The sequence below is a fragment of the Acidipropionibacterium jensenii genome (genome assembly GCF_005890135.1).
GTDB lineage: Bacteria > Actinomycetota > Actinomycetes > Propionibacteriales > Propionibacteriaceae > Acidipropionibacterium > Acidipropionibacterium jensenii.
On the sequence record NZ_CP040635.1, the window covers coordinates 2,671,393 to 2,691,384 of the forward strand.

Genomic DNA, 19,992 nt, shown 5'->3' on the forward strand with positions numbered 1-19,992 from the left:
TCGGGACACCGTGAAGTTCCAGTCTCAGGAAGGACAACGATATGTCCTCGTCCTCACCAGCCTCCGAGATCGTGAAGGCGGTGGGTGGGCCTGACAACATTGCCAGTCTCACCCACTGCGCCACACGACTGAGGTTCCAGCTCGTCGACGGGTCGGTGGTCAATACCCCGACCGTCGAGCAGATCCCCGGTGTGATGGGGGCGGTTCCCCAGAGCGGGGACCGGTATCAGGTGGTGATCGGAGGGGCCGTCACCACCGTCTTCAACGACATCATGGGTCTGCCCGAGATGGCCCACGAGGGTCAACCCGGCGGATCGGCAGGCAGGTCCGATGCCGAGATCAAGGCAGCCGCCCGTTCCGGTGGCCCGCGCGGCAAGTTCAGCTGGCTCGACAGCTTCTTCGAGTTCCTCTCCGACTCCTTCCGCCCGCTGATCGGCCCGCTGCTGGGAGCCTCGCTGTTCATCACCTTCATGTCGCTGATGGCGACCACGGGGGTGATCGGCAACTGGGCCGACCCGCGGGTCCCGCTGTCTCCTTCCTGGCAGTTCATGAACCTCACCTGGAAGACGGTCTTCTACTTCCTGCCGCTGATGGTCGCCTACAACGCCGCCAAGAAGGTCGGCGCCGATCCCTGGGTCGGTTTCGCCATCATGGCGATCGTCATGCTGCCGGGATTCTCGGCTCTCAAGGACGTCGCCCACCAGGCCACCATCGCCGGTTCCCAGGTCGACATCGTCACCATCTTCGGAGCCCCGCTGACGATCTTCGACTACGGCTCACAGGTCTTCCCGCCGCTGTTGATGGCAGCAGTCCTGGGGCCGCTGTGGAGAGGTCTGAAGAAGCTCGTGCCGGAGAATCTCCAGCTGATCTTCGTACCCTTCCTGGCGATGCTGATCATGCTGCCGCTGACGGCCTTCATCATCGGGCCGATCGGCGTCTACGCCGGCGCCTACCTGGCCAAGGGACTGTCGGCGGTCAACAGCGTCTCGGCGCTGATCTTCGCCATCGTCATCCCGCTGGTCTACCCCTTCATGGTGCCGCTGGGCCTGCACTGGCCGATCAACGCCATCATGCTGCTCAATATCCAGACCCTGGGATACGACTACATCCAGGGGCCGATGGGAGCCTGGAACTTCGCCTGCTTCGGCGCCACCGCCGGTGTCCTGGTGCTGGCGGTCAGGGACAAGGATCCGACGATGCGCCAGACGGCCACCGGAGCCCTGGTCGCCGGCCTGGTCGGCGGCATCTCCGAACCCTCCCTCTACGGCATCCATCTGCGCTACAAGCGGGTCTACCCGTCGATGCTGGTCGGCTGCCTGCTGGGCGGAGTGATCATCGGGATCGGCGGCGGGCTGCACACCAGCGCCTTCGTCTTCACCTCCCTGCTCACCATCCCGGCCTTCAACAAGATCCCGCTGTACTGCATCGCGATCGGTGCGGCCTTCTTCGCCTCGATGGCGATGGTGATCATCCGCGACTACCGGACCGCCGAGCAGAAGGCCGAGGCACTGGCCACCAAGAATGCCGCCGCGGCCGCCGACAGCGCCCCGGCCAGCACGGCTCCGGTGAGTGCCCCAGCCACCGCCGCGGTCGGCAGCACGGCCACCCCGGTGTCCACCGACGTGACGGGACCTGGGAGTGCCCCGGCAGCCTCCGGCGAGGCGGCCGCCTCCTCCGGTGCGGCTTCTGAGGCCGGGTCACGGACCTTCGCGATCACCTCTCCACTGGTGGGCCGGGCACTGCCGATCACCGAGATCCCCGATCCGGTGTTCTCCACCGGTGTTGTGGGCCAGGGCATCGCGATCGAACCCGAGGGAGACACCGTCTACGCGCCGGCCGACGGCACCGTGGTGACCGCCCCCGACTCCGGCCACGCCTTCGGGCTGAAGCTGGACAACGGCGTCGAACTGCTCATCCATGTCGGCGTCGACACCGTCGAACTGGGCGGCAAGGGATTCGACGTCAAGGTCAGCGCCGGTGACACCGTCACCGCCGGCCAGCCCCTGGTGGTCTTCGACAAGAAGGTCATCGCCGACGCCGGGTACTCCAACATCACCCCGGTGCTGGTGACCAACGGGTTCGCCTTCGCCAAGGTGACGGGGATCCCCGCCGACCATGTCGACACCTCCACCGAGGTGATCTCGGTCACCACCAGCTGAGGGCTGCGGGGTGCTGGGGGCCGACGGTCCCCCGGCACCCCGAGGGCCCCGTCGGGACTGGCGGCACTGTCTGAACTGACAGCACTAACTGGACTGACTGAACGCCGTGATGGCCGCGACCACCGGGTCGCGGCCATCACGGCGTTCCGGTCCTGGACGGCTCAGGTGGCGTGCGGATCGGCCAGGCTCATCGCCGGGGTCGAGGACCGCGGGGAGGGCACCGCCTCCGGGACGGCGTCGGGCACCTCGGCTGTCACCAGGGATCCGTCGGCCCGGCGCAGGCCGGCCACCGGGAAGCTCCCGTTGAGACTGGGACGCAGCGGCCCCTGGTCGGCCAGCGGCACATGGACCGGCTGGTCGCCGAGATGGATCTGCTCACCGCGCACGGTGACGTCCAGCTCGCGGCCCGAGGTGAGGGTGAAGATGATCTCGTCGCGCTGCAGCTCGACCTCCAGCACCTTACCCGACAGCACCAGGTGGTAGCGGATCGAGGTCCAGTCGGCGGGCAGCCGGGGATCGAAACTCAGCCTGCCCTTGTAGTAGCGCATCCCGCCGAAGCCGTTGACCAGGCACCCCCAGATCCCTCCCGTGGAGGCGACGTGGACGCCATCCGAGGAGTTGCCGTGGGAGTCCGACAGGTCGCAGTACAGGCCCTCGCGGAAGTACTCCATGGCCATCTCCTGGTGGCCCACCTCCGCGGCGATGATCGACTGGACCAGGGAGGACAGGCTGGAGTCACCGGTGGTGATCGGGTCGTAGTACTCGAAGTCGGCGAGCTTGACCGCCTGGGTGAAGTCCTGACCCTGGAGGAACATCGCCAGCACCACGTCGGCCTGCTTGAGCACCTGGAAGCGGTAGATCACCAGCGGGTGGTAGTGGAGCAGCAGGGGCCGCTTGGAGGCGGGGGTGTTGGCCAGGTCCCACAACTCCCGCTCCAGGAACTGGTCGTCCTGGGGATGGATGCCGAAGGTCTCGTCGAAGGGGATCACCATCCCCTCGGCGCACTCCTCCCAGGCCCCGATCTCATCGACGCTGAGATGACGCTCGGCGCACAGGTGCTCGAACCACAGCGGGTCCTCCTCGGCCATCCTGCGCATCAGCGCGGCGGCGTCGAAGAGGTTCGCCCGGGCCATCACGTTGGTGTAGAAGTTGTTGTTCACCACCGTGGTGTACTCATCGGGCCCGGTGACCCCGTGGATGTGGAACTGGCGTCCCCCGTTGACCCGCCAGAATCCCAGATCGGCCCACATCCGGGCGGTCTCGATCATCACCGGGGCGGCGTCGTGGAAGAGGAAGTTCTTGTCCCGGGTGGCCCACGCGTAGGTCATCAGGGCGTGGGCGATGTCGGCGTTGATGTGGTACTGGGCGGTGCCGGCGGCGTAGTAGGCCGAGGCCTCCTCGCCGGTGATCGTCCGCCACGGGAACAGCGCCCCCTGCTCCGACAGCTCGGCGGCCCGCGACTGGGCCTGGGCCAGCGTGTTGACCCTGAACCGCAGCGCATTCTCGGCGAGCCGGGGATGGGTGAAGGTGAGCATCGGGATGACGTAGACCTCGGTGTCCCAGAAGTAGTGGCCCTCGTACCCCGAGCCCGTCACCCCCTTGGCGGGGATGCCGCGCTGATCGGCCCGGGCGGCGGCCTGGGCGATCTGGAAGAGGTTCCAGCGGACGGCCTGCTGGACGCTGGTCGGCGCCCCCTTGATCCGCACGTCGGCGGTGTCCCAGTAGTCCTTCAACCACTCCCGCTGGGAGTCGTAGTAGCACTCGGTGCCCCGGTCCCGGACCCGGTCCAGGGTGCGTCGCACCCGGTCGAAGAGTTCGGTGACCGGCACCCCGCGGGAGGTGTGGTAGGCGACCGACTTCTGGATCCGGATCGGCTGACCCTGCTTCGCCTCGATCTGGTAGACCTTCTTGCCCATCTCGGAGGTGGTGTCGATGATCTCGTCGTAGGCGTTCTCGGTGTCGATGAAGTGGTCGGCGCCGACCGCCAGGGTCATCCGGGAGCGGGCGGTGCGGAAGCCGAGGATCATCCTGCGGTCGGAGTGCCAGTGCAGCTGGGGCTCCAGGACCCGGTCGCCGAGCCGCTGGGCCTTCCTCGGATCGTTGTCCAGGCCCTCCCCCAGGGAGGCGCCGGGGACGTGGTACTCGTCCTGGCCGTCCTGACGGTTGAGGATCTGGGAGCTGATCACCACCGGGGCGTCGCCCTCGAGCATGGTGACCTCGATGCTCATCAGGGCGAGGTGCCGCTGGGTGAAGGAGACCATCCGGGAGGTCGCCACCCGGACCAGCTTGCCGGCGGGTGTCCGCCATACCAGTTCACGGCGCAGCACCCCCTCGCGGAAGTCCAGCCAGCGCTTGTAGGACTGCAGCTCATTGGCCGACAGCAGCAGGGGCTCGTCGTCGACGTAGAGCTTCATGAGCTTGGAGTCGGGCACGTTGACGATGGTCTGGCCGGTGCGGGCGAAGCCGTAGGCGTTCTCCGCGTGGTGGATGTCCCAGACCTCATGGAATCCGTTGATGAAAGTGCCGTGCGTGTGGGTGTCACGTCCCTCGGACGGGTTGCCGCGCATGCCCAGGTATCCGTTGCCGACCGAGAAGAGGGTCTCGGTCTTGCCGAGGTCCTCGGTGCTGGGCTGGGTCTCCACCAGGGCCCACTGGTCGTCGGGGAAGCGGAAACGGTCGATCGGGTCGTCGTGGAACCTCAGTCGTCTCGGATCTGCCAGATGCTGTGCGCCGTCGGGATTCACTTGATGACCTCCTCCAGATCGTCCACCACGATGTCGGCCCCCGAGGCGAGCAGCCGGTCCCGGCCGACCCCCCGGTCGACCCCGACCACCAGACCGAAGTGCCCGGCAGCACCGGCCGCCACCCCCGAGACGGCGTCCTCGAAGACCACGCAGCGCGACGGTTCCAGACCCAGCAGTTGCGCCCCGCGCAGATAGGTGTCGGGGGCGGGCTTGCCCGCCAGACCCTCGGCGGCGGCCACCACACCGTCGACGACGACATCGAACCGGCTGCGCAGGCCCGAGGCCCTCAGCACCGCCTCGGCGTTGAGGGAGGAGGAGACCACCCCCATCTCGATGCGCTGGGCCGCCAACCAGTCGACCAGTCGCTGGGAGCCCTGGTAGGGGCCGATGCCGTCGCGGGACAGGATCTCGACGAAGGCGTCGTTCTTCCGGTTGCCCAGCCCGCAGATGGTCTGGGCCTGGGGCGGGTCGTCGGGGCTGCCCTCGTCGATCGCGATGCCGCGGTCGGCGAGCACCGCACGAACCCCGTCGTAGCGGGGTTTGCCGTCGACGAACTGGAAGTAGTCCTCATCGGTGTAGGCCCTGGCGCCGGGGTGTTCGGCCAGGAAGGAGTTGAACATCTCACTCCAGGCCTTCCGGTGGATCACAGCGGTCGGGGTGAGGACGCCGTCCAGATCAAAGAGGGCGCCCGAGTAATCGGTCCAGTCCATGGGGCCATGCTATGGGCGTGACCAGGTCGTCTGCGACTGCAGAGTCACGCCCACAGCAGAGCGACCCGGCGCTCAGAACAGTGCTGCGGCCAGCGAACGGCGGGCCTGGGCCACCGCGGGATCCTCCCCGACCATCGAGAAGAGCTCCAGGAGACGGACCCTTGCCCGGTCCCGGTCCTCGTCGCGAGTGGTCCTGATCACCGCGAGGATCCGGTTGAAGGCCTTGCCGGGATCCCCGCCCATCAACTCGGCATCGGCGGCGGCCAGCTGGGCGTCCAGATCGCCGGGCGCGGCATCGGCGGCGGCCACCAGGGCCGCCGGGTCCTTGCCGTCCAGACGCTGCAGGGTGGCGGCTCCGACCTTTCCTGCGGTGAGCACCGGGTCATTGGGGGTCTTGGCGAGCAACTCGTCGTAGGCCGCCACCGCATCGGCATAGCGGCCCTGCTGCACCAGCGCCTCGGCGGCCGCGGTGCGGGGGTCAGGTGCCGCCGCGTCGTCGGGTGCGGAGGCGGGTGCCTGGGAGACCGGTGCGGCACTGCCGGCGATGCCGTTGGCCACCGCCACCTTCGTCACCTGGTCGGTGAGCTGGGTGATCTGGTCGGCCGACAGGGTTCCCTGAATCGGCTGGGCGATCGGCTGACCGGCCACCACCGGCAGGATCGTGGGCAGGGCCTGGACGTTGAGGGCCTGGGCGAGCTGGGGAGCGGCGTCGACGTCGATGCGCACCAGGATCCAGCGTCCGGCGGCCTCGTTGGTGATCCGGTCCAGATCGGCGTCCATCGCCTGGGTGTTGGCCTTGACGGAGGTGAACTCCAGCAGAACCGGGTGCTGCATGGACTTCTGGATGTAGTCGTTGAAGCCCTGCTCGTCGCTGACCGTCGCGACCCAGCTGGCGCCTCCCGGACCTGAAGGTGCTGCGGTGGTGCTGGTGTGGGCCCTGGCTGCCAGGTCTGACAGGTCCACGGCTCCGGGACGATTGAACGACTGTGCTGACATGTCCCTCATTCAAGCAGAACCCTCAAGGACTCGGGACAGGGCCCGTCCGACCTCGAGCCGTCCTGCAGTCGCCCCCACGCACAGGGGCGTCCTGGTGGCAGGATGTGGGCCATGGCTCATCCACGCGCTGGGCAGCCGGCCCAGGAACAAGATCTCATCGACGTCGACGCGGTCGTCTCGGCCTACTACGACATCAAGCCCGATCCCGACAATCCCGATCAGCAGGTGGTCTTCGGCACCTCCGGTCACCGCGGTTCCTCCCTCGACGGCGCCTTCAACGACGCCCACATCGCCGCGACCAGCCAGGCGATCGTCGAGTACCGCGCCTCCCAGGGGATCACCGGACCGCTGTTCATCGGCAAGGACACCCACGCGCTGTCCGGACCGGCCTGGCGCACCGCCATCGAGGTGCTGCGCGCCAACGACATCACGGTGATGGCCGAGCACGAGGACGAGTGGACGCCGACGCCGGCGGTGAGCCGGGCGATCATCGTCTACAACCGCGACCATGAGGGTCCCCGGGCCGACGGCATCGTCGTCACCCCCTCGCACAACCCGCCCCGCGACGGCGGCTTCAAGTACAACCCGCCGCACGGCGGCCCGGCCGACACCGACGTGACGAGCTGGATCGCCTCGCGGGCCAACCAGCTGCTGGCCGACCCCTCGGGGATCCACCGCAGGCCCTACGACCAGGTCGAGGGCGATGTCATCCGCCACGACTACCGGACGGCCTACTGCGAGGACCTGCGCAACGCCATCGACATCGATGCGATCGCCCGCGCCGGGGTCCACATCGGCGCCGATCCGCTGGGCGGCGCCTCGGTGCAGTACTGGCAGTACATCTCCGAGCACCTGGGACTGGACCTGAGCGTCGTCAACCCGACGGTCGACCCGACCTGGCGGTTCATGACCCTGGACACCGACGGCAAGATCCGGATGGACTGCTCCTCCCCCAACGCGATGGCCTCGCTCATCGCGCACAAGGACGACTACGACATCGCCACCGGCAACGACGCCGACTCGGACCGGCACGGGATCGTCACCCCCGACGCGGGCCTGATGAACCCCAACGCCTACCTGGCGGTGGCCATCCAGTACCTGTACGCGCACCGTCCGGGCTGGTCCCCCGACGCCGGGGTCGGCAAGACCCTGGTGTCCTCCTCCCTCATCGACCGGGTCGTCGGCGAGCTCGGCCGGACTCTGGTCGAGGTGCCGGTCGGGTTCAAGTGGTTCGTGCCCGGCCTGATGACCGGTGAGATCGGGTTCGGCGGAGAGGAGTCGGCCGGGGCGTCCTTCCTGGACCTGGCCGGCCACACCTGGACCACCGACAAGGACGGCCTGCTGCTGGCGCTGCTCGCCAGCGAGATCAAGGCGGTCACCGGGCGCTCCCCCTCCGAGCACTACGCCGACATCGAGGACCGGTTCGGCAAGTCCTACTACGCCCGGATCGACTCGGACGCCACCCGAGAGCAGAAGGCCCGCCTCAAGGCTCTGTCGCCCTCCGACGTGTCGGCCGACACGGTGGCCGGGGAGAAGGTCGAGAAGGTCCTCACCGAGGCTCCCGGCAACGGCGCCCCGATCGGCGGCATCAAGGTGATCACCGAGCACGCCTGGTTCGCGGCCCGGCCCTCGGGCACCGAGAGCAAGTACAAGATCTACGCCGAGTCGCTGCTCAGCGCCGACCATCTGGCCCAGGTGCAGGCCCAGGCCAAGGAGGTCGTCGACGAGGCGTTGAGGTGATCCGGCCCTGCTGAGGACCGACTCCTCGGCCCGGGCTGCGCGGCGGCCTCCCCGACGGGAGGCCGCCGCGGTGCACTACCACGACCCTTGCCCCCTGACCGGAATGGAGTCCCGCAGCGTGAACCGCCCCGCCGACCATCACCGTCCTCAGTTCCACATCTGCCCTCCCCGCGGCTATCTCAACGACCCCAACGGTCCGATCCACGACGGCCGGACGACCCACCTGTACTTCCAGTCGCGTCCACGGGTGGACCTGGATATCCCCGTCGAGTGGGGACATGCCACCAGCCCCGATCTGGTGCACTGGACTCTTCACCGGCCGGCGATCGCCCCGCTTCCCGGGGGCCCCGACACCGACGGCGTCTGGTCTGGGAACACGGTGTGCGCAGGGCCGGCGATTCGCGCCTACTACTCCGGGGCGGTGGCCGGCGATCCCCTCCAGACGGTGCTCCTGGCCCAGTCCGACGACGGTGGTGCCAGCTTCGGCGCGCCGGTTCGAGTGGTTGAGGATCCGGCACCCGAGGAGTCGGTGACGATGTTCCGCGACCCCTTCGTGTGGCGGGATGAGGACGGCTGGTCCATGGCGGTCGGCTCGGCGAGGACCGGGAGGACCGGTCAGGTCGCTGCGATCCGCCACTACCGGTCGGCCGACGGTCTGGAGTGGCGCCACGTCGACGACCTTGCATCCCTTCCGCGGACTGTCGTGGCCGGGGAGGACACCGGCGAGGGGTGGGAGTGCCCGCAGATCCTGCCGGTCGACGGGTCCGAGGTGGCGCTGGTCTGCTCCTGGTCGCAGGCCGGCGGGCCGGGCCAGGTGCTCGCTCTGTCCCTCGGCGGGCCTGTGCACCCGCTCAGGGTCGACGACGGGCCGAACTTCTACGCCGCATCGGTGATGAGGGACAGTCCCTGGGGGCCGGTCCTGTTCGGCTGGATCACCGAGGGTCGGGCCACCGGGTGGATCAGGCAGGCCGGCTGGTCCGGGGCGATCTCGCTGCCCCGACGGACCTGGCTCGACCACGGCAGGCTGTGCTGCGAGCCGCACCCGACACTCGACTCCCTGCGCCTCGGTGCACCCGTCGCGGCGCAGGGGGCCACCGTCGGGGCGCAGTGCGAGATCGTCCTGCCCGCCGCGCAGACCGGGACGGTCCGGTTGCGCTTCTGCGAGACCGAGCACCTGGACATCGCCCTGGATGCCGATGCGAACACCGTCTCGGTGGATCGCAGCAGGGCCAGCGCGGATCCCCGCGCCGACGGCGGCTGCGCCGTGGCGACCGGGGCCTTCGACGACTCGGCCGATCGTCCGGCGGTGAGGGTGCTGGTCGACGGGTCCGTGGTGGAGATCTTCACCAGTGCCGGTCGGTCGGTCACGACCCGGGTCTACCCCACTCAGGTGCCGCCGTGGACCATCCAGGCCCCCGCCCGGGCTCTTGTCTGGCAGCTGGGGCGCACCGTCACCACAGAGGCCGTCCCGGGCCACCGGTAGACCAGGCGGTACTCGGGTGCGGACCCGCGGTGAGCCGTCCGGGTCGAAGGCACAGCACGCACAGCACGAGGTCACCCCGAACATGCACGAGGAGCGCCCTGATCGGGCGCTCCTCGTGGTGGAGCATCGTGCTCCGCGGTTCTGCTGTGGCCCCCTGATCGAACAGGGGTTCCTGGTGGGCGATGCGGGTTTCGAACCCGCGACCTCTTCGGTGTGAACGAAGCGCGCTACCACTGCGCCAACCGCCCAGCGGAGGAAGATTATGCCAGACCTCTGCCGTCATGTCCAACCGGACCCGCACCCCGATCGCATCCGCATCGTCGGGCTGGGTGCCCTCCCCCGGGGACGGCGCGAGGAGATTTGCGCCCCCAGCCGCCGTGGGATACTGTTTCTTCCCGTCGCCGGGCGGATCGCCGACCGGAAACATGCGGACGTGGCTCAGTTGGTAGAGCATCACCTTGCCAAGGTGAGGGTCGCGGGTTCGAGTCCCGTCGTCCGCTCGGAGAAGGTCATTCGGACCTCATCCAAGACGATCTTGGTGGAGTGGCCGAGAGGCGAGGCAACGGACTGCAAATCCGTCTACACGGGTTCAAATCCCGTCTCCACCTCGGGCGGTTGGCGCAGCGGTAGCGCGCTTCCCTGACACGGAAGAGGTCGCCAGTTCAAACCTGGCATCGCCCACCACCGGACGAAGGGCCGGTCGGCACCAGCCGATCGGCCCTTTTCTTGTCTTTCGGCCAGATTCCGGTGCCCGGCCCCCGCGACCCGGTGCGTCGATGCGAGAATGTTGCGGACACAGACGACGGGAGGGGTCCTACCGTGACGGCACCGGTGCTCCTTCTCGTGATGCCGCTGGCTGCGACCGGGCAGGCGACCATCGCTGCGCACCGGCTGCGTCAGCGTCTGGCACGAGAGCACCCGCACGTCGAGACCGCGATCTCCTTCGCCGGGTCCCAGACGGCCCCCGCCACACCCCCCGAACCCAAGCCCGACTGGAGTGAGGTCGTGCTGGTGCCGGTGGATCTCACCCACCTCAAGGAGCCTCCGGAGTCCGTCCGGGCCCTCGCCGAACTGCTGAGCGCCTCCCATCCGGACCTGGCGGTCCGGATCTCCCGGCCCCTCGGGCCGGCCCCCGCCCTGCTCGGCGTCATCGACGACCGGATGCGGATGGCCACCCACCGCGCCCACACCCAGGAGATCGACGCCCTGGTGCTGTCCTCCCCCGACGCCGGGGACCGGCGCGGGTCCACCATGCTGTCGCGGATGTCGCGGATGTGGTCCCAGCACCACCACATCCCGGTCCGGCAGGCCAGTGGTTCCAGCGGGGCCCTGCACGTCGCCGAGGTGGTGCACTCGCTGCGCCGGGAGGGACGCCGTCACGTCGCGGTCGGCAGCCTGTGGGTGAGCATCAGCCCCGAGTCCCACGAGCACGACCTGGCGGCCCTGGAGGCCGGGGCCGAGGTGGTCTCGGCCCCGATCGGCGACGACGTGCTGCTGGCCCAGTGGGCCTTCGAGCGCTACTGCTCGGCGGCGATGGGGTCGGTGGCCGAGGACCCCGGCGGGGACTGACCGGCGAGACCGGGAACATCGGGTCACCGCACCGCGTTGACCTCACCTGACCACGATCGGCCAGAACCGGCGGGCACAGGCTCACCGACCGGCGTCCGATCGGCCGAGGAGGACCCGATGACCAGCACGAACCACCACGACACCCCCCGGGTGCAGATGACCCCCGACCAGTGGCGTCAACGACTCACCGACCAGGAGTTCAAGGTGCTGCGCGAGGCGGCCACCGAGGCCCCCTTCACCGGCGAGTACACCAGCACCACCACCGAGGGGGTCTACCGCTGCCGGGCCTGCGGGGCCGAACTGTTCCGCTCCACCGAGAAGTTCGAGTCCCACTGCGGATGGCCGAGCTTCTTCTCGCCGCTGGCCGAGGACCGGGTGCGTTACATCACCGACACCTCGCTGCCCGGGATGCCGCGCACCGAGTTGCGCTGCGCCGCCTGCGACTCCCACCTGGGACACGTCTTCTCGGGCGAGGGGTATGACACCCCGACCGATCTGCGGTACTGCATCAACTCGGTCTGCCTCACCCTGGAACCCACCGGGCGGTGAGGGACTCGCCGCCCGGGCGGCGCGCCCGGTGGCACCGGGGAACCTCCCACGGTTAGCCTCCTGGTGTGAACAACCCCACTCCGATCGATCTTCCCGACGGTTTTCCCGCAGTGAGGGCTCACATCCTCGACCACGTGTGGCGCGACGAGTTCACCGTCTCCGAGATTCCCGCGCCCCATCGGATCGCCCCGGACGCGATGGCCCTGGACGCCACCGTCTGTGAGGGGGACCGGACCCTGGGACAGGGCCGTCTCATCATTCTCCATGACCCCGAGGCCCCGGAGGCATGGCAGGGCACCACCCGGCTGGTGACCGTCGCGCGGGCCGAGGTCGACCTGGAGATGGCCACCGATCCCCTGCTGTCGGGGGTGGCCCGGTCCTGGCTGACCGACGCCCTGGACAACCTCAAGGCCCCTTACACCTGCCTGGCGGGCACCGCCACCTCGGTGGTGAGCAGATCCTTCGGCGGCCTGGACGACAAGCCCCAGGAGAGCCGCATCGAACTGCGCGCATCCTGGACCCCCCTCGTCGACGACGCGACCCAGCTCGACGCCCACCTGGCGGCCTGGCAGGATCTGTTGTGCCACATCTGCGGGCTTCCGCCGGCCGACCCGGGAGTGGTCATGCTCAGACGACACCGCCGGTGGGAGGCCGACGCATGAGCGACACCGACCCCGACGGCCCCGAGCTGCCGGTCCTCAACTTCCCTGCCGAGGGCGTCCCGCCCCTGGTCGACACCCCCGAGGCGCTGCTACGCACCGCCGAACGGCTGGCCGCCGGCACCGGACCGGTGGCCATCGACACAGAGCGCGCCCACGGCTACCGCTACAACACCCGCGCCTACCTCATCCAGCTGCGCCGCACCGGATCGGGAAGCCACCTCGTCGACCCCGCCGCCCTGGACCACCACGGCACCGGATCGGGGCTGGGCCCCCTGGCGGAGGCCCTGTCGGGAACCGAGTGGATCCTGCACGCCGCCACCCAGGACATGCCCTGCCTGGCGATGGAGGGGCTGAGACCCTCCCGGCTGTTCGACTCCGAACTGGCCGGCCGACTGCTCGGGCTGCCACGGGTCGGCCTGGGACCGATGGTGGAGCACTACTTCGGGGTCCACCTGCTCAAGGAGCACTCCGCCGCCGACTGGTCCACCCGCCCCCTGCCGGCCGACTGGATGGTCTACGCCGCACTGGACGTCGAACTGCTCATCCCGCTGCGCGACCTCCTCATTGCCGACCTGCGGCAGGCCGGCAAGCTGGACTGGGCGGACGAGGAGTTCGACCACCTGGTCCAGATCGGCGCCGAGCTTCCGGACGACCTGCCGGACCCGGACCCGCAGCGTTGGAGACGGACCACCGGCCTGCACGACGTGCGGACCCGGGCCGGTCTGGAGGTCGTCAAGGACCTGTGGTGGGCCCGCAACGACATCGCCAGGCGCACCGACATCGCTCCGGGACGGATCGTCAACGACCGGGCGATCTCCGCCCTGGGCACCCACACCGGCGACCGGGTCACCCTCACCGCCGAGGAGCTCGGACACTCCTCCGGATTCCGTCGCGGTCGGGCCCGACGCTACACCGACGACTGGCGACGGGCCGTGGAGGCCGCGGTGGCCACCAGCCCGCAGGACTACCCTCCCCGGCGCCTGCCGCCCGACGGTCCGCCACCGCCGCGCAGCTGGGCGAACCACCATCCCGAGGCCGCGGCCCGCTGGGAGGCGGTGCGCCCGGCGATGAACCAGCGGGCCGCCGACCTCGCCATGCCGCCGGAGAACCTCATCTCTCCCGACTGGCTGCGACGACTCGCCTGGCAACCGCCGACCGACCTGTCACCGCGCGGCGTCGACGCCTTCCTGGCCGATCTGGGGGCGCGTGCCTGGCAGCGCAACCTGGTCTGCGGGGAACTCAGTCGCCTGCTGTGCTAGCCGCGGCCTGGTCACCTCGCCCAGAGCGTCGACCATCTGGCGGACCCGCCCGGCGATCCCGGCGGCGTCCAGCCCGATCCGGTGCAGCAGGCTGGACCGGGAGGCGTGCGGCAGGTACTGCGAGGGGATGCCCAGCTCCAGCACCGGAGTCCACACCCCCCGGGCGTGCAGCTCACCGGACAGCCGCGCCCCCAGACCGCCGACCACCAGCCCGTCCTCCACACTCACCACGGCGCGCGCCCGCGACGCCATCGCCAGCAGCTCCTCGTCGACCGGCAGCGCCCAGCGGGGACTCACCACCGCGATCCCGGCGCCGTCCAGACCCAGGTCACCGGCGAGCAGCTCGGCGGCCGCCAGGGTGGCCGAGCACATCTGACCGTGGCACACCAGCAGGACGTCGACCGGCCCGGACGGGGAGGTCTGCCACAGCACGTCCAGGTCCCCGGTGCTGCGCAGCACCGGGATCTCGGCGGGCATCCGGTCCTTGGAGTAGCGGATCACGGTGGGGCCGTCCTCGATCCCCACCGCCTGCCACAGCAGCGACTCCAGATGGTGACGATCCCTGGGACACGACAGCCGCATCCCGGGGACGATCCCGCAGATCGAGGTGTCCCACATCCCGTTGTGGCTGGCCCCGTCCGAACCGGTCACACCGGCCCGGTCCAGCACCACGGTGACCCCCTGGTGATGCAGTCCGGCATCCATCAACAGCTGGTCGAAGCCGCGGTTGAGGAAGGTGGAGTAGAGCGCCACCACCGGGTGCAGGCCGACCGCCGACAGTCCCGACGCCGAGGTGATGGCGTGCTGCTCGGCGATCCCGACGTCGAAGATCCGGTCGGAGAAGCGCTCGGCGAAGGGAGCCAGACCGACCGGGTGGAGCATCGCGGCGGTCATCGCGACGACCTCGGGGTGGGCCCTGCCGATGCTCACCATGGTCTGGGCGAAGGTCGCGGTCCAGGAGTCCTCGGCGCTGACGCCGTGCGGCCGGCCGGTGACCGGGTCGACCGCGCCGACGGTGTGGAAGTGGTCCTCCTGGTCGTGCTCGGCGGCCGGGTAGCCCTTCCCCTTGGAGGTGATCGCGTGGACGATGACCGGCTGGCGGTACCGCTTGGCCAGTTCCAGGGCTCGTTCCAGAGCGTCGACGTCGTGCCCGTCGACCGGTCCCAGGTACTTGATGCCCAGATCCGAGAAGATCCCGTGGCTGCCGATCAGGGCGTCCTTCATGCCGGTCTTGACGCCGTGCATCAGGCCGTAGACCTGACGCCCCAGGGGCTTGTCGGTCACCATCTGCTTGATCCGGTCGAGGGTCTCCTCGTAGCGCGGGTCGGTGCGGATCGCCGACAGCTGGTTGGCCAGCCCGCCGACCGTCGGGTAGTAGGAGCGGCCGTTGTCGTTGACGACGATGACCAGCTGCAGGTCCTGCTGGGCGGCGATCGAGTTCAGCGCCTCCCAGGCCATCCCACCGGTGAGTGCCCCGTCGCCGATCACCGCTACCACGGTCCGGTCGCCGCCGGTCAGCCGGATCCCCTCGGCCATTCCCTCGGCCCATGACAGCGAGGTCGAGGCGTGGGAGTTCTCCACCCAGTCGTGCGGCGACTCGGCGCGGCTGGGATATCCCGACAGGCCGTCCTCCTGGCGCAGGGTGTCGAACAGTCCGCTGCGACCGGTGATGATCTTGTGGACGTAACTCTGGTGACCGGTGTCGAAGATGATCGGGTCCCGGGGGGAGCAGAACACCCGGTGAATGGCCAGGGTGAGCTCGACCACACCGAGATTCGGGCCGAGGTGGCCGCCGGTGCGGTTGACATGCTCTATGAGGAACTGTCGGATCTCGTCGGCGAGATCGCGTGTCTGACGGTCGCTGAGCTGTCGTAGATCAGCCGGACCGTGAATCGAGTCGAGCAGGGCCATGGCAGAGATCTTATTGCCCGGGGGAAACCGCCGGCCCCCGACATCGCCGGAGGCACCGCGGCCCCGACGGATCACTCCGTCGGGGCCGCGGTGCTCAACCAGCAGTGCTCAGCGCGACGCCATGTGCCGCAGCACGTACTGCAGGATGCCGCCGTTGAGGTAGTACTCCCGCTCCCCTGGCGTGTCGATGCGCACCACGGCGTCGAACTCGACGGTCCGGGCAGGGGCGTCGGCCGGCGCGGTGGCCCGCACGTGGACCGTCTCGGGGATCGTCTCGTTGATGGCGTCGACGCCGGTGATCTCGAAGACCTCGGTGCCGTTCAGACCCAGCGAGTCGGCGCTGGAGCCCTCGGGGAACTGCAGCGGCAGGACCCCCATCCCGATGAGGTTGGAGCGGTGGATCCGCTCATAGGACTCGGTGATGACCGCCCGGACGCCGAGCAGCATCGTGCCCTTGGCCGCCCAGTCCCGGGAGGATCCCGAGCCGTACTCCTTGCCGCCCAGGACGACCAGCGGGATGCCGGCGGCCTGGTAGTGCTGGGAGGCGTCGAAGACGGTGGTGACCGGTCCGCCGTCGACGGTGAGATCGCGGGTGAATCCGCCCTCGGTCCCCGGTGCCAGCTGGTTGCGCAGCCTGATGTTGGCGAAGGTGCCGCGCATCATCACCTCGTGGTTGCCGCGCCGCGAGCCGTAGGAGTTGAAGTCCTTGCGGGCGATCCCGCGCTCGGCCAGCCAGCGCCCGGCCGGCGAGTCGGCCTTGATGGCCCCGGCCGGGGAGATGTGGTCGGTGGTCACCGAGTCGCCGAGCTTCAGCAGCACCCTCGCCCCGGTGATGTCGCCGACCGGCTGCGGCTCGGCGGGCATCCCGTCGAAGATCGGCAGCTTGCGCACATAGGTCGACTCCGGGTCCCAGGCGAAGGTCTTGCCGTCGGGGGTCTCCAGGGACTTCCAGCGCGGACCTCCCTCGAAGACGTCGGCGTAGCGGCTGGTGTACATGTCGGCGGAGATCGCCGAACCGACGATCTGCTCGATCTCCTCGGCCGAGGGCCAGACGTCCTTCATGAACACATCGGTGCCGTCGGAGGCGGTGCCGATCGGCTCGTTGGCCAGATCGATGTCCATCGTGCCGGCCAGGGCGTAGACCACCACCAGGGGCGGCGAGGCGAGGTAGTTCATCTTGACGTCGGGGCTGATCCTGCCCTCGAAGTTGCGGTTGCCCGACAGCACCGCGGTGACGGCCATGTCGTTCTCGTTGACCGCCGCCGAGATCTCCGGGATCAGCGGGCCGGTGTTCCCGATGCAGGTGGTGCACCCGTAGCCGACCAGGTCGAAGCCCAGGGCGTCCAGGTCGGAGGTCAGTCCGGACCGGTCCAGGTAGTCGGTGACCACCTGGGAGCCCGGCGCCAGGGAGGTCTTGACCCACGGCTTGGGGCTCAGCCCCAGGGCGCGGGCCTTGCGGGCCACCAGCCCGGCGGAGATCATCACGCTCGGGTTGGAGGTGTTGGTGCAGGAGGTGATCGCCGCCACGCTCACCGCGCCGTTGCGCAGGTCGAAGGAGCGGTCGTCGGAGAGGGTGACCGGGACCGTGATGTCGGGCTGGGAGGAGTAGCGCGGCACTACCTTCTCGAAGGCCTGCTTGGAGCCGGCCAGCGGGATCCGGTCCTGGGGGCGCTTGGGTCCGGCCAGGGAGGGCTCGACGGTCGACAGGTCCAGCTCCAGGTACTCGGAGTAACGCGGCTCGTGGTCGGGGTCGTGCCACATCCCCTGGGCCCGGGCGTAGGCCTCCACCAGGGCGATCTGGTGCTCGGGGCGTCCGGTGAGGCGCAGGTAGTCCAGGGTCACCTGGTCGATCGGGAAGACGGCGATGGTCGAGCCGTACTCGGGGCTCATATTGCCCAGGGTGGCCCGGTTGGCCAGCGGAACGGCCGCCACGCCCGGCCCGTAGAACTCGACGAACTTGCCGACCACCTTGTGCTCGCGCAGCATCTGGGTGATGGTGAGCACCAGGTCGGTGGCGGTGACCCCCTCGGCGAGGGCGCCGTGGAGCTTGAAGCCGACCACCCGGGGCACCAGCATCGAGACCGGCTGGCCCAGCATTGCGGCCTCGGCCTCGATCCCGCCGACCCCCCAGCCCACCACGCCGAGTCCGTTGACCATCGTGGTGTGGGAGTCGGTGCCCACGCAGGTGTCCGGATAGGCGACCTTCCGGCCGTCCTCCTCGCCGACGAAGGTCACCCGGGCGAGGTGCTCGATGTTGACCTGGTGGACGATGCCGGTGCCCGGCGGGACGACCCGGAAGTTCTCGAAGGCGCCCTGGCCCCAGCGCAGGAACTGGTAGCGCTCGCGGTTGCGCTGGTACTCCATCTCCTGGTTGAACTCGAAGGCCCTGGGGGTGCCGAAGCTGTCGACGATAACGGAGTGGTCGATGACCATCTCGGCCGGAGACAGCGGATTGACCTGCTCGGGGTTCCCACCCAGATCGGCGACCGCCTCGCGCATGGTGGCCAGGTCCACGATGCAGGGGACGCCGGTGAAGTCCTGCATGATCACCCTGGCCGGGGTGAACTGGATCTCGTGGGAGGGCTGGGCCTCGGGGTCCCAGTGGCCCAGCGAGGAGATCTGGTCGGTGGTGATGTTGGCGCCGTCCTCGGTGCGCAGCAGGTTCTCCAGGAGCACCTTGAGGCTGTAGGGCAGGTCCGCCGAACCCTCGACGGCGTCCACCCCGTAGATCTGGTACGACTGGCCATCGACCTCGAGGGTTCTTCTCGCGCCGAAACTATTGATGCTCATCGGTTGAACTCCAAGCTGTAGCGGGCTGGATCGGTCCAGAACCCATCATGGCCCCGTCCGGGCCTGTCCGGTCCAGAACGGCTGAGACGACACGGCTCATGGCGTTTCTCTTGACGTCAAGATACCACGCTGGAACGGCGTGCCGGGCCGGTCCCGCGGCTCAGTCCTCGGTGGCGGGAACCAGGATCGCCACGCACTCGACGTGATGGGTCATCGGGAACAGGTCGAAGGCCCTGATCGAGGCCGGCCGGTAGCCCCCCTCGGCGAACAGTGACAGGTCCCGGGCCAGCGAGGCGGGGTCGCAGGCGACGTGGGCCACCGCCCGGGGACGACGGGTGAGGATCTCGGCCACCACCTTGCGGCCGGCCCCCTTGCGCGGCGGGTCCAGCACGACCAGGTCGGCGCGCGAGGACAGCTGCCTCATCGAGCGCTCGGTGCGCCCGACGATGAACCGCCCGGTGACATTGCGTCGGGCCAGGGTCACCGCGCGCCGGGAGATCTCGACACCCTCGACACGCGCACCGGCCCGGGCCAGGACCCCGGCGAACAGTCCCACCCCGCAGTACAGGTCCAGGGCCTTCTCCGCCTGGCGCGGTTGCAGTCCGTCGAGGACGGCCGCGGTGAGCACCTTGGCGGCCCGGGGATGGACCTGCCAGAATCCGCCGGCATCGACCTTCCACTGCAGCGGCCCGCAGCTCTCGGTGACGGTGGCCGGTCCCTCGACCAGGACCTCGTCGGCCAGCACCGAGACCCTCGTCCGGTCGGCGCCGGTGCCCGAGACGACCACCTGGACCTCCTCGGCGCCGGCGGCGGCATCGCGGGCGGCCGCCCGGCCGCTCGGATGGGAGATCGGGCATCCCTCGGCCGGCACCGCCACCAGGTCGTGGGACCGGAAGGCGCGCAGCGCCGGGACGCCGTCACGGGTCCGGTAGTGCATCCGGGTGCGCCAGCCCAGCCCGTCCTCGTCGGCGTCGGCGGGTTCGACCGCACCCTCCCAGTCGATGCCGGCGATCCGCTGCAGCTGCTCGGCGACCACCCGACGCTTGAGCTCCCGCTGGAAGTCGATCTGGACGTGCTGGAAGTCGCACCCGCCGCACACCCCGGCCACCGGGCAGACCGGGTCGACGCGGTGCTCGTCGGCGACCAGCACCTCACGGGTGGCGGCGAACCAGTGGGAGGCCTTCGAGTCGTCCAGCACCCTCGCCCGGACCTTCTCCCCTGGCAGCCCGCCGCGCACGAAGACCACCCGGCCCTCGGAGCGGGCCACGCAGAACCCGCCGTGGGCGATCGGGCCCAGGTCCAGCTCCAGGACGGCGCCCTCGTGCTGCTGTGTCATCGGTCCTCCACATCTCGACGGGTCCGTGTCGATCCGTCGCCGTCCCAGTCTGCCCGGTCTGCTCCGGGAGCCGTACCGCACCCC

The 19,992-nt window shown here is 69.5% G+C and carries 12 protein-coding genes, 4 tRNA genes and 1 pseudogene; 10 read left to right on the forward strand and 7 right to left on the reverse strand.

Features of this window, described 5'->3' with window-relative positions; all coding sequences use genetic code 11:
- Nucleotides 1–41: 41 nt before the first annotated feature.
- Complete coding sequence (locus tag FEZ32_RS11945; RefSeq protein WP_138680677.1) at nucleotides 42–2,159, forward strand: glucose PTS transporter subunit IIA; 2,118 nt, start codon at nucleotides 42–44, stop codon at nucleotides 2,157–2,159.
- Between the two features lie 161 nt (nucleotides 2,160–2,320).
- On the opposite strand, the gene FEZ32_RS11950 is transcribed toward FEZ32_RS11945, so the two are convergent.
- The 3 genes from FEZ32_RS11950 to FEZ32_RS11960 all read right to left on the reverse strand — a co-directional run bounded on the left by FEZ32_RS11950 (nucleotide 2,321) and on the right by FEZ32_RS11960 (nucleotide 6,618).
- Nucleotides 2,321–4,861, reverse strand: coding sequence for a glycoside hydrolase family 65 protein (locus FEZ32_RS11950; RefSeq protein ID WP_138680942.1), 2,541 nt, complete (start codon nucleotides 4,859–4,861; stop codon nucleotides 2,321–2,323).
- Between the two features lie 38 nt (nucleotides 4,862–4,899).
- The gene (locus FEZ32_RS11955; RefSeq protein WP_138680678.1) at nucleotides 4,900–5,613 is read right to left on the reverse strand and encodes an HAD family hydrolase; all 714 of its coding nucleotides are present in this window, start codon (nucleotides 5,611–5,613) and stop codon (nucleotides 4,900–4,902) included.
- A gap of 72 nt (nucleotides 5,614–5,685) precedes the next feature.
- Complete coding sequence (locus FEZ32_RS11960) at nucleotides 5,686–6,618, reverse strand: tetratricopeptide repeat protein (RefSeq protein ID WP_028703010.1); 933 nt, start codon at nucleotides 6,616–6,618, stop codon at nucleotides 5,686–5,688.
- Between the two features lie 102 nt (nucleotides 6,619–6,720).
- Between FEZ32_RS11960 and pgm the strand changes: the two genes are divergently transcribed.
- Both pgm and FEZ32_RS11970 read left to right on the forward strand, forming a co-directional pair.
- Nucleotides 6,721–8,349: a phosphoglucomutase (alpha-D-glucose-1,6-bisphosphate-dependent) gene (gene pgm, locus FEZ32_RS11965; RefSeq protein WP_138680679.1), complete on the forward strand. Its 1,629-nt coding sequence runs from the start codon at nucleotides 6,721–6,723 to the stop codon at nucleotides 8,347–8,349.
- A 103-nt stretch (nucleotides 8,350–8,452) separates the two neighbouring features.
- The gene (locus FEZ32_RS11970; RefSeq protein WP_097798905.1) at nucleotides 8,453–9,832 is read left to right on the forward strand and encodes a glycoside hydrolase family 32 protein; all 1,380 of its coding nucleotides are present in this window, start codon (nucleotides 8,453–8,455) and stop codon (nucleotides 9,830–9,832) included.
- A 173-nt stretch (nucleotides 9,833–10,005) separates the two neighbouring features.
- Here FEZ32_RS11970 and FEZ32_RS11975 read toward each other — a convergent pair.
- Nucleotides 10,006–10,080: transfer RNA gene (locus FEZ32_RS11975), tRNA-Val, on the reverse strand.
- A 179-nt stretch (nucleotides 10,081–10,259) separates the two neighbouring features.
- Between FEZ32_RS11975 and FEZ32_RS11980 the strand changes: the two genes are divergently transcribed.
- From FEZ32_RS11980 to FEZ32_RS12010, 7 genes are all read left to right on the forward strand, one after another.
- Nucleotides 10,260–10,332, forward strand: a tRNA-Gly gene (locus tag FEZ32_RS11980).
- 37 nt (nucleotides 10,333–10,369) lie between these two features.
- Nucleotides 10,370–10,440: transfer RNA gene (locus tag FEZ32_RS11985), tRNA-Cys, on the forward strand.
- A gap of 1 nt (nucleotide 10,441) precedes the next feature.
- Nucleotides 10,442–10,516, forward strand: a tRNA-Val gene (locus FEZ32_RS11990).
- A 135-nt stretch (nucleotides 10,517–10,651) separates the two neighbouring features.
- Nucleotides 10,652–11,401 carry a sirohydrochlorin chelatase gene (locus tag FEZ32_RS11995; RefSeq protein ID WP_028703006.1) on the forward strand — a complete coding sequence of 250 codons (750 nt, stop codon included), beginning with the start codon at nucleotides 10,652–10,654 and terminating at the stop codon, nucleotides 11,399–11,401.
- A gap of 117 nt (nucleotides 11,402–11,518) precedes the next feature.
- Nucleotides 11,519–11,950 carry a peptide-methionine (R)-S-oxide reductase MsrB gene (gene msrB / locus FEZ32_RS12000; RefSeq protein ID WP_138680680.1) on the forward strand — a complete coding sequence of 144 codons (432 nt, stop codon included), beginning with the start codon at nucleotides 11,519–11,521 and terminating at the stop codon, nucleotides 11,948–11,950.
- Between the two features lie 65 nt (nucleotides 11,951–12,015).
- On the forward strand, nucleotides 12,016–12,612 hold the full coding sequence (locus tag FEZ32_RS12005) for a DUF3000 domain-containing protein (protein WP_097798906.1): 597 nt from the start codon (nucleotides 12,016–12,018) through the stop codon (nucleotides 12,610–12,612).
- Complete coding sequence (locus tag FEZ32_RS12010; RefSeq protein ID WP_138680681.1) at nucleotides 12,609–13,871, forward strand: HRDC domain-containing protein; 1,263 nt, start codon at nucleotides 12,609–12,611, stop codon at nucleotides 13,869–13,871. Before FEZ32_RS12005 ends, FEZ32_RS12010 begins: the two co-directional genes overlap by 4 nt.
- A 21-nt stretch (nucleotides 13,872–13,892) precedes the next feature.
- Here the strand turns inward: FEZ32_RS12010 and dxs are convergent.
- The 3 genes and pseudogenes from dxs to FEZ32_RS12025 all read right to left on the reverse strand — a co-directional run.
- Nucleotides 13,893–15,782 (reverse strand): annotated as a pseudogene (gene dxs, locus FEZ32_RS12015) (1-deoxy-D-xylulose-5-phosphate synthase); the annotation flags it as partial.
- A 108-nt stretch (nucleotides 15,783–15,890) separates the two neighbouring features.
- Nucleotides 15,891–18,572: an aconitate hydratase AcnA gene (gene acnA / locus FEZ32_RS12020; protein WP_138680683.1), complete on the reverse strand. Its 2,682-nt coding sequence runs from the start codon at nucleotides 18,570–18,572 to the stop codon at nucleotides 15,891–15,893.
- A gap of 160 nt (nucleotides 18,573–18,732) precedes the next feature.
- Complete coding sequence (locus tag FEZ32_RS12025) at nucleotides 18,733–19,908, reverse strand: class I SAM-dependent RNA methyltransferase (protein ID WP_138680684.1); 1,176 nt, start codon at nucleotides 19,906–19,908, stop codon at nucleotides 18,733–18,735.
- Nucleotides 19,909–19,992: the final 84 nt, after the last annotated feature.